The organism is Aeromonas sp. R7-4 (assembly GCF_040908055.1).
Classification (GTDB): domain Bacteria; phylum Pseudomonadota; class Gammaproteobacteria; order Enterobacterales; family Aeromonadaceae; genus Aeromonas; species Aeromonas sanarellii.
The window spans coordinates 174,840-188,088 of the sequence record NZ_JBFODA010000031.1 but is presented as its reverse complement, the minus strand read 5'-3'; the positions used below and the strand labels follow the sequence as shown (position 1 = coordinate 188,088).

The 13,249-nt window shown below is 63.6% G+C and carries 13 protein-coding genes and 1 riboswitch; of the genes, 5 read left to right on the top strand and 8 right to left on the bottom strand.

Annotated features, from left to right (window positions below; all coding sequences use genetic code 11):
- Positions 1-28 precede the first annotated feature (28 nt).
- The gene (locus tag AB5Y72_RS08320; protein WP_318161811.1) at positions 29-277 is read left to right on the top strand and encodes a YciN family protein; all 249 of its coding nucleotides are present in this window, start codon (positions 29-31) and stop codon (positions 275-277) included.
- Positions 278-307: 30 nt separating this feature from the next.
- Here the strand turns inward: AB5Y72_RS08320 and AB5Y72_RS08315 are convergent, their stop codons facing one another.
- Entirely contained in the window at positions 308-1,447 is a 1,140-nt protein-coding gene (locus AB5Y72_RS08315; protein WP_368198845.1) for a diguanylate cyclase, read from the bottom strand.
- A gap of 245 nt (positions 1,448-1,692) precedes the next feature.
- Here AB5Y72_RS08315 and AB5Y72_RS08310 point away from each other — a divergent pair, with 245 nt between their 5' ends.
- Positions 1,693-3,087, top strand: a complete 1,395-nt coding sequence (locus AB5Y72_RS08310; protein WP_368198844.1) for a nucleobase:cation symporter-2 family protein — start codon at positions 1,693-1,695, stop codon at positions 3,085-3,087.
- A 99-nt stretch (positions 3,088-3,186) separates the two neighbouring features.
- Positions 3,187-3,897 (top strand): protein ligase, encoded by a 711-nt coding sequence (locus tag AB5Y72_RS08305; protein WP_325781939.1) that lies wholly within the window; start codon positions 3,187-3,189, stop codon positions 3,895-3,897.
- Positions 3,898-3,995: 98 nt separating this feature from the next.
- Here the strand turns inward: AB5Y72_RS08305 and AB5Y72_RS08300 are convergent, their stop codons facing one another.
- Positions 3,996-5,372 carry a sodium:alanine symporter family protein gene (locus AB5Y72_RS08300; protein WP_325781938.1) on the bottom strand — a complete coding sequence of 459 codons (1,377 nt, stop codon included), beginning with the start codon at positions 5,370-5,372 and terminating at the stop codon, positions 3,996-3,998.
- A gap of 265 nt (positions 5,373-5,637) precedes the next feature.
- A riboswitch (glycine riboswitch) is annotated at positions 5,638-5,748 on the bottom strand.
- Between the two features lie 506 nt (positions 5,749-6,254).
- Between AB5Y72_RS08300 and AB5Y72_RS08295 the strand changes: the two genes are divergently transcribed.
- Positions 6,255-7,403, top strand: a complete 1,149-nt coding sequence (locus AB5Y72_RS08295) for a type III PLP-dependent enzyme (protein WP_209793856.1) — start codon at positions 6,255-6,257, stop codon at positions 7,401-7,403.
- A 65-nt stretch (positions 7,404-7,468) separates the two neighbouring features.
- On the opposite strand, the gene AB5Y72_RS08290 is transcribed toward AB5Y72_RS08295, so the two are convergent.
- The 3 genes from AB5Y72_RS08290 to yfcD form a co-directional block, all read right to left on the bottom strand.
- Positions 7,469-8,437 carry a calcium/sodium antiporter gene (locus tag AB5Y72_RS08290; RefSeq protein ID WP_325781937.1) on the bottom strand — a complete coding sequence of 323 codons (969 nt, stop codon included), beginning with the start codon at positions 8,435-8,437 and terminating at the stop codon, positions 7,469-7,471.
- Positions 8,438-8,561: 124 nt separating this feature from the next.
- The gene (locus tag AB5Y72_RS08285) at positions 8,562-9,035 is read right to left on the bottom strand and encodes a peroxiredoxin (RefSeq protein WP_216990762.1); all 474 of its coding nucleotides are present in this window, start codon (positions 9,033-9,035) and stop codon (positions 8,562-8,564) included.
- A gap of 113 nt (positions 9,036-9,148) precedes the next feature.
- Positions 9,149-9,679, bottom strand: coding sequence for an NUDIX hydrolase YfcD (yfcD, locus tag AB5Y72_RS08280; protein ID WP_216990763.1), 531 nt, complete (start codon positions 9,677-9,679; stop codon positions 9,149-9,151).
- A gap of 177 nt (positions 9,680-9,856) precedes the next feature.
- Between yfcD and AB5Y72_RS08275 the strand changes: the two genes are divergently transcribed.
- Positions 9,857-10,072 (top strand): DUF1107 family protein, encoded by a 216-nt coding sequence (locus tag AB5Y72_RS08275; protein ID WP_042074318.1) that lies wholly within the window; start codon positions 9,857-9,859, stop codon positions 10,070-10,072.
- A 93-nt stretch (positions 10,073-10,165) separates the two neighbouring features.
- On the opposite strand, the gene AB5Y72_RS08270 is transcribed toward AB5Y72_RS08275, so the two are convergent.
- The 3 genes from AB5Y72_RS08270 to AB5Y72_RS08260 are packed head-to-tail and all read right to left on the bottom strand — an operon-like array spanning position 10,166 to position 13,214.
- Positions 10,166-10,909, bottom strand: coding sequence for an amino acid ABC transporter ATP-binding protein (locus tag AB5Y72_RS08270; RefSeq protein ID WP_042074317.1), 744 nt, complete (start codon positions 10,907-10,909; stop codon positions 10,166-10,168).
- 13 nt (positions 10,910-10,922) lie between these two features.
- The gene (locus tag AB5Y72_RS08265; RefSeq protein ID WP_318161818.1) at positions 10,923-12,017 is read right to left on the bottom strand and encodes an amino acid ABC transporter permease; all 1,095 of its coding nucleotides are present in this window, start codon (positions 12,015-12,017) and stop codon (positions 10,923-10,925) included.
- A 9-nt stretch (positions 12,018-12,026) separates the two neighbouring features.
- A complete protein-coding gene (locus tag AB5Y72_RS08260; RefSeq protein ID WP_318161819.1) occupies positions 12,027-13,214 on the bottom strand; it encodes an amino acid ABC transporter permease in 1,188 nt (395 codons plus the stop codon).
- Between the last annotated feature and the right edge of the window lie 35 nt (positions 13,215-13,249).

Sequence of the window (13,249 nt, the reverse complement as noted above, 5' to 3'; positions counted from 1 at the left end):
CCGTCAGCAGTCGTTAAAGGAGATGCACATGCAACCACAGAAAGAGGCGATCACCGAGACGGCCCTGCTGGAGATGGCCAACAGGATCATCCGGGAACACGAGGACTTCATCCACGGCATGCGCGCCGACTCGGTGGAGCAGAAGGGGGACATCCTGGTGTTCAAGGGGGAGTTCTTCCTGGCGGAAGATGGCACCCCGACCGGCAAGACCATGGCGGTCTTCAACATGTTCAAGCTGCTGGCCCAGCAACTCTCCGGCAAGTATCGCCTGAGCTGAGATCGCAATCCCTCCGACAAGATGCCGCCTTCAGGCGGCATCCGTCCTAGTGGGCCCGGATTGTTCCGACGTCTTCGCCAGTTCGCCCACCACGCAGTTTCGCCCCGCCATCTTGGCGCGATAGAGACTCTCGTCGGCCCGGTTGAGCAGCGCCTCTATTCCCTCCCCGCGCCGCGCCAGGGTCAGGCCTATGCTCACCGTCACCTCCAGCAGCTCGTCCGAGGTGGGGCTCTTCACCAGGCGCGCCTCCACCGCCACCCGCAGCCGCTCCGCCACCCGCTTCGCCTGGGCCAGCTCCGGGCAACGGGGTAGCAGGATGGCAAACTCCTCGCCGCCATAACGCCCCAGCACCATGCCGGGCTCCAGCTGCTCCGCCAGGGTCGTCGCCACCTCCCGCAATACCGCATCTCCCGCCAGATGGCCGAAGGTATCGTTGATGCGTTTGAAGCGATCCAGATCCAGCAGCAGCACCGCGAACGGTGCCTGCTTGCGGATCATGGCGGCCCTGGCCTTTTCCAGCTGCTTCATCAGCAGGCGACGGTTCATCATGCCGGTCAGCTCGTCCGTGGTGGACTCCCGGTAGAGCTGCAGCAGCATGTTGAGCTGGCCGCACTGCACCCAGGCGCTGGCGACGGCAAAGAGCCCGAGCAGCCAGATCTGGTTGAGGGTCTGCACGCTCCAGAGCGACTGCCCCACCAGCAGCCAGTTGCCGGCCAGCATGGTCACCAGTATGCCACCCGACAGTTGCAGGCTGAGGGAGAGCGGAATGGGGAAGATGGCGAACAGGCTGATCAGCAGATAGGGAAAGGCCATGTAGCCTGCCTGCAACTCCTGATCCGCGCCGAAGCTGTGCAGGCAGATGAGGGAGAAGAGCATCATCACCCCCATCAGATAGCCCAGCGCCAGCTTCATGCGCGCGCGCCTGAAGTGAATAAGATAGGAGAGCGGGATCAGGGGGGAGAGGGCCAGCAGGCAGAAGACGCGCGCCTGGAGCAGTGCCTCGAACTGGGTGGCGGGCAGGGTCAGCCAGTCCACCAGCGCCCAGGCGGGCAGCCCCACCATCAGCACGCAGATGAGCAGCCGCAGGCGCACCGTCATAAAGCCCATGCGGGTCAGGGTAAAATCTTCGGAGTGGGCACGGGCACTCCAGAACTCCGACAGCTTCAGCATCCAGAGCCTCCATCTTCCAACTGAGGGCTCATTCTACACCGTCCCCGCCGGGATGCATCAGCACGCCTCCGGTTTATGACGGTATCGGTCCCACGCAAACCGGCGGATCATAAACGTCACAGGAAAACGTTTCAACCTGTCAGAAAATAAACCTTTTCCCGCTCAATTAACGCTGGAAAGCCTCATTTCAATCACTACAATGGCGCCCAATTTTCTCCCCCTCCCCCACAATATCCGAGGTATTTATGGAACAGGCAGCCGTCGCGCGCGCCCCCGTCGAGGCCCATCCCCCCAGGCGACCCCACAGCGAACTGGTCTACGGCATAGAGGATGTCCCGCCCCTGCCCCAGACCCTGTTCGCCGCCCTGCAGCATATGCTCGCCATGTTCGTCGCCATCATCACCCCGCCCCTCATCATCGCCAATGCCCTCGGCCTCCCCGCCGAAGACACCCGCTATATCGTCTCCATGTCCCTGGTCATGTCCGGCATCGCCTCCTTCATCCAGACCCGCCGCTTCGGCCCCCTCGGCTCCGGCCTGCTGTCGGTGCAGGGCACCAGCTTCAACTTCCTCGGCCCCATCATCGCCTCCGGCCTCGCCCTCAAGCAGGCGGCCATGCCCACCGAAGATCTGTTGGGCACCCTGTTTGGCACCATGCTGGCCGCCGCTCTCACCATCGTCGTGATGAGCCGCTTCCTGCACCTGGTCAAACGGATCATCACCCCCCTGGTGACCGGCATCGTCGTGCTGCTCATCGGTCTGACCCTGATCAAGGTCGGCCTCATCAGCATGGGTGGCGGCTACGGCGCTCTGTCGGACGGCAGCTTCGCCAGCCACACCAACCTCTTCCTCTCCCTGCTGGTGCTCGGCCTCATCGTGCTGCTGCAGCGCAGCCGCAACCCCTGGCTGCGCCTCTCCGCCATCATGATCGCCATGCTGGTGGGCTATGCGGTGGCGCTGCTGCTGGGCAAGGTGAGCGCCCCCACCTTCGAGGGTCCCCTGGTGATGGTGCCCATTCCGCTGCACTACGGTCTCGGCTTTGACTGGCAGCTGTTCGTGCCGCTCGCCATCATCTTCGTGGTGACGGCGCTGGAAGCCATCGGCGACATGACCGCCACCTCGGACATCTCCGGCGAGCCGCTGGAAGGGCCCGTCTACATGGCGCGGATCAAGGGGGGCGTGCTGGCCGATGGCGCCAACTCCATGCTGGCGGCGGTCTTCTCCACCTTCCCCATGTCCACCTTCGCCCAGAACAACGGCGTCATCCAGCTAACCGGGGTGGCCAGCCGCCACGTCGGACTCTTCATCGCCGCCATGCTGGCCCTGCTCGGCCTGTTCCCGGCGGTGGCGAGCCTGGTACAGCAGATCCCCGAGCCCGTGCTCGGCGGCGCCACCATCGTCATGTTCGGCACCATCGCCGCCGCCGGCGTGCGCATCATCTCCCGGGAGGAGCTGGATCGCCGCGCCCTGATGATACTGGCGGTATCGCTCGCCATGGGTCTCGGGGTAGCCCAGGTGCCCGAGGTGTTGCAGCACCTGCCGGAGCTCGCCAGGAGCGTGCTCTCCTACGGTGTCGCCACCGGCGGCCTCACCGCCATCGTGCTGAACCTGCTGCTGCCCAAGCGCGCCCCCCAGGCCTGACGCCCCGCCATGTCACAGGTAAAGCCCCGCAGTGCGGGGCTTTACCTTGTTTACCGCCACGGGTACTGTGCTGGGCAGCCTCTGCCCGAGAATGCCGCCATGCCCTATACCCTGCTGCCCCCGCCGCCCGCCAGCCACACCCCGGATCAGATCCTGGCCGAGGAGCAGCGCTGGCTGCGGGAGTGTGCCCATGACCGCCTGCCCCGCGCCCACCTCTGGCAGGCCCCCCAATGCCTCATCGTCACCCGCAAGGACACCCGCTTGCCCCGCTACCAGGCCGCCTGCAAGCAGCTTGCCGCCGAGGGCTGGCCGGTGTTCGTGCGCGACAGTGGCGGCACCGCCGTGCCCCACGGCGCCGGCATCCTCAACCTGTCGCTCATGCTGCCCCGTACCACCACGGATCTCGCCCACTACTACCGGCGGCTGGGGGCGCCGCTGCTCGGCCTGTTGGGGGAGTACGGTCTCGCGGGAAACTACGACTTCGTGCCCGGCTCGTTTTGCGACGGCCAGTACAATCTGGTGATCGGGGGACGCAAGGTGACCGGCACCGCCCAACGCTGGCTGGCGCCGGGGCAGGATCACCAAGGGGCCGTGCTGGCCCAGGCCATGCTGCTCGTAGCGGGGGATGTGGATGAAGGCACCCGGATGGCGAGCCGCTTCTACGAGCTGGCGGGCGGGGAGCTGCGTTTCTTGCCCGGCACCTCCACCACGCTGGCGCGCTGCATTGGTTGGCAGGAGAGCGATGAAAGGCTGGTGGACAAGGTACGAACACGGCTGGAGAGCCTGCTGGGCGAGGAGCAGACGTCCTGATCCTCTCCCAGAAAGAGCGGAAAGGCCCCATCCATGGCGCCATGAAACAAAAAGCCACGACTGGGGTCGTGGCTTTTTCATTTCTGCGTGGTGCAGGGTCAGGCCGTCTGCGGCTCGGGCTCGGACTCCGTATCCCGATCCCGGCTGAAGTAGGCCCGGGTCTCGGCGATCACCACGTGACGCAGGCCGATGAGGCCGATGAGGTTGGGCACCGCCATCAGGCCGTTGACGATGTCGGCCAACAGCCAGATCAGGTCCAGATGGAGGAAGGCGCCGCTTGCCACCAGCACCAGATAGATGAGGCGGTAAGGTTTGATCGCCTTCACCCCGAACAGGTACTCGGTGCAGCGCTCGCCGTAGTAGTTCCAGCCAAGGATGGTGGTAAAGGCGAAGAACAGGAGGCCGATGCTCACCAGATACTGGCCGACATGGGCATCCAGCCCCTGGGCAAAGGCCAGACTAGTCATGGCCGCACCGCTCACATCCCCGCTCCACACCCCGGTCACCACCAGGGTCAGGCCGGTCATGGTGCAGATGATGATGGTGTCGATGAAGGTACCTGTCATGGAGACCAGCCCCTGCTCCACGCACGAATCCGTCTTGGCCGCCGCCGCCGCGATGGGCGCCGAGCCCAGCCCCGATTCGTTGGAGAAGACCCCGCGGGCCACACCGGACTGAATGGCCAGCATGATGCCGGCACCGACGAAGCCGCCGGTGGCCGCATGGCCGGTGAAGGCACTCCCGATCACCAGGGCGATCGCCTCCGGCAGGGCAGCGGCGTTGTTCACCAGCACCCCGGCACAGGCGAGAATGTAGAAGATGGCCATGAAGGGGACCACCTTGCTCGACACGCTGGAGATGGACTGGATGCCCCCCAGGGTCACCAGCGCCACGATCAGGGTCAGCACCACGGCGGTCGCCTCGCGGGGCACCGAGAAGGAGAGGCTCATGGCGTCACTGATGGCGTTGACCTGGGGGAAGGTGCCGATGCCGAAGAAGGCGACGCCGATGCCGAACAGGGCGAACAGCCTGGCGAGCGGCCTGGAGCCGAGCCCCTTCTCCAGGTAGTACATGGGGCCGCCCGCCATCTGGCCGTTGGCGTCCTGCTGGCGATATTTGACCGCCAGCAGGCACTCGGCGTACTTGGTGGCCATGCCGAACAGGGCGGCCATCCACATCCAGAACAGGGCGCCGGGACCGCCCAGCTTGATGGCGGTGGCGACCCCGACGATGTTGCCGGTGCCTATGGTGGCGGAGAGGGCGGTGCAGAGCGCGCCGAAGCTGGAGACATCCCCCTGCTTGCCCTGGCCCTGATCGCGACCAAAGACCAGCTTGAGGGCGAGCGGCAAACGCACAATCTGAAGCAGACCCAGACGCAGGGTGAGGTAGACGCCGGTCCCGACCAGCAGGATCAGCAGGGGCGGACCCCAGACAAAGCTATCGATGGCGGCGAGCGCCGATTGAATTGATGACATGCATCCTCCTTAAAAAAACAACGATTAAGGAGGAGAAGGATGATCTTCCCATAGGTGTCGCGATCGGCCAGAGGCGATCGGATGCAGGCCAGGAATGTGTTCACACTCTGACTGCGAGGCCGTGATCAAGGCTCATGCGCAGCTCGCTTATGTGGGACCGAGAGGCTCATGTATTCACATACACTCCGGTTCCTGCGAGGCGCTTTACCTTGCTGACGACCTCTCGTGACAGATCGTGAACAGTTCCAAGCCCAGGTACAACCATCCCATCCCCTCTGTCCTTTTGCCTGAGAGTTTCCGGCGCCAGATTGCGATGCAATCGTGGTGCCTTGCTCCTTCGGCGCCCGATCTAACGGGTCTCTCCAGAGTATCGTCCAGTAGCAGTCCACACCGGTTGCCCGGTACCTGAAAGATTCACTTCTTCGGTGGATGGTTGCCCATCGCTCTCCTGCTACCTTCATCCGAACTAGTTTGGATTAGGAAGCGGGCATGGTAATCCAAAAACTGTGAGCTGTCTCCCACTCCCTGGCCCCGGCGCCCCCTTTTTACATGGCCGCAACACCCAGGCCTGATGTTATTAGTTCGTTAACTATCAACAACTTATCAAGCTCCCTTCGGGGGCGATCCCCATCACGGCCCTGAACGCTCCCCGTATCAAGAGCCTGTTTCGTCTCGACCAGAAAAACTTGCCAACATATCCAATCAAAATGCTTGCACACAAACTCAATAAGCCGATAATCCCGCGCATAACTAAGCACTTCGCAAGGGAGTTATGCATTGTGCCTGGTTGGTCCCTCCGGACCGCTCGCCTGAGCCGGCCGTCGCCGGTTCAATCGCATATGGCTTGGGCATATCACGCCCCCTAAGGATTTTCAAAAGAGAATGAACGAGACCCTGGTCGCACAAGATTACCGTCAGTTGGTTGAACAATTCGGCTCCCCCCTGCTGCTGCTCGACAAGGCAGCCGTCCGCAAACAGTATCGGGCCCTGGCAGCCGCCCTGCCCGATGTGCGCTTGCATTATGCACTCAAGCCCCTGCCCCACGAGGCGGTGGTCTCTGTCTTGAAGGAAGAGGGGGCCTGTTTCGATCTGGCCACCAATGGCGAAGTGGATCTGGTGCGCAGCCAAGGGGTTCGCCCGGGGCGCTGCATCCATACCCATCCCATCAAGCGCGACAGCGACATCCGTTATGCCCTGGAATTCGGCTGCACCGTGTTTGTCTATGACAACCCGCTGGAGCTGGAGAAGTTCCTGCCCTACAAGGACGAGGTGAAACTGCTGCTGCGGGTCAGCTTCCCGAACCCCGAGACCAAGGTCGATCTCTCCAAGAAGTTCGGCTGCACCCCGGAACAGGCGCTGCCGCTGCTGCAGCTGGCCCAGGCCAAGGGGATCAAGGTGATGGGGCTGTCGTTCCACGTCGGCTCCCAGGTGCCCCACGCCCGTCGCCACGTGCAGGCCATCGACGCCTGCCGCGAGATCATGGAGCAGGCCTGGGCGCTCGGCCTCAAGCCCTGGGTGCTGGACATCGGCGGCGGCTTCCCGGTGGACTATGACGGCGGCGAGTTCGACATCGACGGCTTCTGCGCCCCCATTCGCGAGGCGCTGGCGAAGCTGCCGGCCACGGTGCAGAAGATTGCCGAGCCGGGCCGCTTCATCAGCGCGCCGGCCATGACCTCGGTCGCCAGCGTGATGGGCAAGGCCCACCGCGGCGACAAGATCTGGTACTACCTGGATGACGGCCTCTACGGCAGCTACAACGGTCAGCTCTACGACCACGTCACCTACCCGGTGAGCACCCCCTATGCCCAGGGCCCGCTGCACAATGCGGTGCTCTCCGGCCCCACCTGCGACAGCGTGGACGTCATTCGCGACGACATCATGCTGCCGGATCTGGCCATCGGCGAGCTGGTGGTGGGCCGGGTGATGGGGGCCTACACCTGGGCCTCCGCCTCCACCTTCAACTTCTTCCCCAAGGCGAACATCCTGATCCTGGACAGCGCCCAGAAGCAGAAGCTGGTCGCCGTGGCCTGACGAGTTGCCAGCACCAGAAACGAGAGGGGGAAGCCGATGCTTCCCCCTCTCTCATTTCATCCGGCCTAGATGAACTGGCTCGTCAGCAGCCAGCCCGTGTAGGCGACGAAGATGGCGAGCAGCGCGCCCCCCTCCAGCCGGTTGATCCGCCCCGGCCCCTTGCGGCCCAGACACATCACCAGCAGCAACAGGGTCAGCCCCATCATCAGGCTCCAGTCACGGCTGAGCACCTCGGGCGCTACCGCGAGCGGATGGATGCCGGCGGCGATGCCCACCACGGCCAGAGCGTTGAACAGGTTGGAACCGAGCACGTTGCCGAGGGCCAGATCGTGCTCGTTCTTGCGAATGGCGATGAGGGAAGAGGCGAGCTCCGGCAGCGAGGTGCCCACCGCCACTATGGTGAGGCCAATCACCAGATCGCTGATGCCGAGCGCCTGGGCGATGGAGACCGCCCCCCAGACCAGCAGGCGGGATGCCGCGATCAGCAGCACCAGGCCGACGATGAGCCAGAGGATGGCGCTCTTGAGGGACATGCCTTCGCTCTCGATGTCTTCCTCGGTCTCCACATCCAGCGCGTCCCCCTTGCCCGCGAGCCCGGCCCGGATGGACCAGCCCATCAGGCCGACGAAGACCACGCCGAGGATGGCGGCATCCGCGCGATCCAGCTGGCCGTCCAGCAACAGGGCACCGGAGAGCAAGGTGATGCCGAGCAGGATGGGGATCTCCTTGCGCACCACCTGGGAGGCCACCGCGATGGGACTGATCAGGGCGGTCAACCCCAGGATCAACGCGATATTGGTGATGTTGGAGCCATAGGCGTTGCCGAGTGCAAGCCCGGGGTTGCCCTGGGAGGCCGCCAGGGCCGACACCACCATTTCCGGGGCCGAGGTGCCAAAACCGATGATCACCATGCCGATGAGCAGCGGCGGCATGCCGGCATAACGGGCGGTCGCGGCGGCGCCGTCCACGAACTTGTCCGCACTCCAGACCAGCAGCGCCAGTCCGGCTATCAGGGCAACAAAAGCCAGGGTCATAACATCTCCATTCCATCGCCAGCAAATGCGAGAGCCAGGCGATGGCCCGGCTCTCTCCAGAAGTGGGCCCAGTGTAACGGGCCGACTTTCCATTTCAAGGGAAAATCAAACGGCGATTAATCTTTCACAGCGCCGCCAGCAGGCTCTGGGCATCCGAGACCTCGAACTTGCCGGGGGCCTCCACAAACAGCCGCTCCACCACCCCGTCGTTGGCGATGAGGGCAAAGCGCTGGGCGCGCAGGCCGCCAAAGGCACCGGTCTCCTTGGCAAGGCCCAGGGCGCGGGTCCAGCTGCCGTCCCCATCCGCCAGCATGGTGATGGCCTCCGCGTTCTGGGCGTCCTGCCAGGCCCTCATCACGAAGGCGTCGTTCACCGACAGGCAGCAGAGGGCATCGACCCCCTTCTCCTTGAACTTGTCCGCCAGCACCACATAGCCGGGCAGGTGGGCGTTGGAGCAGGTGGGGGTGAAGGCGCCGGGCACCGCAAACAGCACCACCCGCTTGCCCGCGAACAGGGTCTGGGTATCCTTCACCTGCTTGCCCTCGGCGGTGATAAAGGTAAATTCCCCTGCGGGCAGGGTCTGACCGACCGTGATCATGATGACTCGTCCTTATGTGGTTCAAAGAGGCCCAGTCTACCCCAATCCGCAAAAGGACGAACAGGCTTCCGTCCGGGATAACAAAGGGGATGCCCTACGAGCACTTCCGGCGGCTACCCCTGACCTGATTGCGAGCGCCGCGCCTGCCAGGTGGCGATCGCCAGCAGGGAGTCCGGCGTGAATTCGGCGGCCCGCTCGGCGATCTCGCCCAGGCTCATCCAGTGCACCTCGCTCACCTCCTCCGCCTGAAGTTGCACCGGCCCCTGATAATGGCAACTGAAGAGCCCGCCCCAGACCCGGTAGCCACCGCCGCTCGCCTCCCCTTCTGCGTAGAAGGTGCCGAAATCCTGGAGGGGCACGCCGTGGATCCCCAGCTCCTCCGCCAGCTCGCGCCGGGCGGAGGGCTCCATCGCCTCACCCTGGGTGACCACGCCGCCGGCGCAGGCATCCAGCATGCCGGGACAGAAGTCCTTGCCGAGGGTTCGCCGCTGCACCAGCACGCGCTCCTGCTCGTCCAGCACCAGGATGTAGCTGGCGCGATGGCGCAGGTTTTCCCGCCGAACCCTGGCGCGCTCGGCAACTCCTATCACCCTGTCCTGCTCGTCTACTATGTCCACCCACTCCACGTGCGGCACCTTTGTCATTCCTGAAATGGCCGCAGTATATCGGGGCCGGGGTCGGGGACGGCACTACTTTTTCGGCCCCAGTGTGGATCCTTCCCTGATGAGATGTGGATTCATACAAACCTTTCTCAAACTGTCACATCAGTGTCACTGTCCATCGGCATAGTGTGCCCTGTCCAAACAACAGGGTCTCTTGCCATGAAGGTGTTCAAGCAGTGGTCTCCCCGTCGAATTGCTCGCTATATCAAGAGTTTTCATCATGGAAGCTTCATGGTGGAGGCGCTGGGGCGGTTTGAGTTTCAAGGGGGAATCATCGATGTGAGGACGCTGAGCTGCCGTCAGGCGTTGAGCCTGGCCCGGCAGATCAACCTGGCGGTGCGCGACCTGCGCACCAGCACCCCGTTGCCGGGCTGACATACTCCTTTCCGTCTGTAGTCTGCTTCCATGCACGTCTTTGCCCGCCGCTCACTGGAGCGTGCGGGCCGTTTTTATGGCGGCGACTCGGTTTCAGTGCTGCAGGATCTGGGAGAGGAACAGCTTGGTTCGCTCCGACTGGGGATGGTCGAAGAACTGATCCGGCACGTTCTCCTCGATGATCTGGCCGCGGTCCATGAAGATCACCCGATCCGCCACCTGCTTGGCAAAGCCCATCTCGTGGGTGACGCAGAGCATGGTCATCCCCTCGTGGGCCAGCTCCACCATGACATCCAGCACCTCGCGCACCATCTCGGGGTCGAGCGCCGAGGTTGGCTCGTCAAACAGCATCACCTGGGGGTTCATGCAGAGGCTGCGGGCGATGGCGACGCGCTGCTGCTGGCCGCCGGAGAGCTGGCCCGGGTACTTGAGGGCCTGCTCCGGGATCCTGACACGGCGCAGGAAGGTCATGGCGATCTCCTCGGCCTCCTTGCGCGGCAACTGCTTGACCCAGATGGGGGCCAGGCAGCAGTTCTCCAGCACCGTCAGGTGGGGGAAGAGGTTGAAGTGCTGGAACACCATGCCCACCTCACGGCGCACCGTCTCTATGTTCTTGAGATCCGAGGTGAGCGCCGTGCCCTTGACCAGGATGTCCCCGCTCTGGTGCTCCTCCAGCCGGTTGATGCAGCGGATCATGGTGGACTTGCCCGACCCCGATGGCCCGCAGATGACGATCTTCTCCCCTCTGCCCACCTGCAGATTGATGTTGCGCAACACATGAAACTCACCGTACCACTTGTTGACGGCTTTCAGTTCTACTACCGCGTCCGTTTTCATATCGAAACTGCTCCTAATGCTTGTGGCCCGTGTTGAGTTTGCGCTCCAGATAGATGGAGTAGCGGGACATGCCAAAACAGAACATCCAGAAGATCATGGCAATGAAGACATAAGCCTCGGTGGAAAAGCCCAGCCAGGCCGGATCCGCCAGCGCCACCTTGGAGATGGCCAGCAGATCGAACAGGCCGATGATCAGCACCAGGCTGGTGTCCTTGAACAATGAGATGAAGGTGTTCACCAGGGAGGGAATGGTGATCTTGAGGGCCTGGGGCATGATGATGAGCCCCATCACCTTCCAGTAGGAGAGCCCCAGCGCATCCCCCGCCTCGTACTGTCCCTTGGGGATCGCCTGCAGCCCCCCTCTCACCACCTCTGCCACATAGGCCGCCTGGAACAGGATGATGCCGATGAGCGCCCGCAGCAGCTTGTCGAGCTCCACCTCGGTACTCATGAAGAGCGGCAGCATGACGGACGCCATGAAGAGTACTGTGATGAGCGGCACCGCCCGCCAGAACTCGATGTAGACGGTGGAGAGGCTGGAGATGACCGGCATGTGGGAGCGACGCCCCAGCGCCAGCAGGATGCCGAACGGCAGGGCCACCACTATGCCCACCACCGCCAGTACCAGGGTCAGCATCAGGCCGCCCCAGCGGTTCGTCTCCACCACGGTGAGGCCGGCCCCGCCATGGATCAGGAAGAAGGCGATGACGGGGAATACCAGCAGCGTAAACAGCGCCAGCCACCCCTTGCGCGGGGTGCGCGGCCAGATCAGCAAGGCCAGCAGCACCGCCAGGCCGGCGAAGACCAGATTGATGCGCCAGTACTGATCGACCGGGTAGAAGCCATAGAGGTATTGCCCCAGACGGCTCTCGATAAAGACCCAGCATGCCCCGCCCTGGCTGCAGTCCGCACGGCTGCTGCCCTGCCAGGTGGCGGAAAACAGCGCCCAGTCCAGTGCCGACCAGAGCAGCGGCAGCAACAGCCAGGCCAGCACCAGGGTCAGCAGGCCGTTCCACCAGTTGGGAAAGAGATTCTGCCTGAGCCAGGCGACCAGCCCCCGGCGATGGCTGGGAGGCGGCAGTGCCTCCTGCAATTCATTCACGAACATGACAGCTCCCTAGCGCTCGACCAGCGTCATCCTGCGGTTGTAGATGTTCATCAACACCGAGGTGGTGATACTGATGATGAGATAGACCCCCATGGTCATGGCGATGACCTCGATGGCCTGCCCGGTCTGGTTGAGGGTGGTACCCATGAACACAGAGACGAGATCCGGGTAGCCGATAGCCGTGGCCAGCGAGGAGTTCTTGGTGAGGTTCAGGTACTGGCTGGTCAGGGGAGGAATGATGACTCGCATCGCCTGGGGGATGACCACCAGCCGCAACGTCTTGGTGGGCGACAGCCCGAGGGCGGAGGCCGCCTCCGTCTGTCCCTTGCTGATGGCCAGGATGCCGGATCGCACTATCTCGGCGATGAAGGCCGCCGTGTAGATGGTCAGCGCCAGCAACAGGGCCGCAAGCTCAGGCAGTACCGTCAGCCCCCCCCGGAAGTTGAACCCCTGCAGGGTCGGCACGCTCCAGGTGAGCGGGCTGCCCGCCAGCAGGAAGGTGACGGCCGGGAGCAGAATGACCAGACCGGCTGTCGTGCGCCAGAACGGGAAGATCCTGCCGGTCAGCGCCTGGCGGCGCCGCGCCCAGCGGCTCAGTCCCCAGCTCAGCACGACGGCCAGCAACAGGGCCCAGAGCACATAACCAAATCCCTCTTCAAACAAGGGCTTGGGCAGATAGAAGCCCCGCACGTTGAGAAAGGCGAGCCCTCCCAGCTCCACGCTCTCGCGGGGGGAAGGCAGGGTGCGCAGCACCGAGAAATACCAGAAGAAGATCTGCAGCAGCAACGGAATGTTGCGAAACGTCTCTATGTAGACGGCCGCAATCCGCGCCACCAGCCAGTTGCGCGACAGGCGCGCCACCCCGAGCACGAAGCCGAGCAGGGTGGCAAATAGGATGCCGAGCACCGAGACCAGCAGGGTGTTGAGCAGACCCACCAGGAAGGTGCGGCCGAAGGTATAAGTCTCGTCATAGGGGATCAGGCTCTGCAAGATGCCGAAGCCGGCCGTGTTGCCCAGGAAATCGAAGCCGGTGGTGATGCCACGGGTGGCCAGATTGGTCAGGGCATTGTTGACGATGTAGAACAGGAACGCGATAACGGCCGCCACGGCCAGGCACTGGAAGAGCAGCGCCCGCACCTTGGCGTCATACCACCAGCGGCCCTGTTCCTTCCTATGGTTTGATGCTTGTAGCGCCATGAGGATGACTCCGACAAAGCCAGGGGAAATGGGGG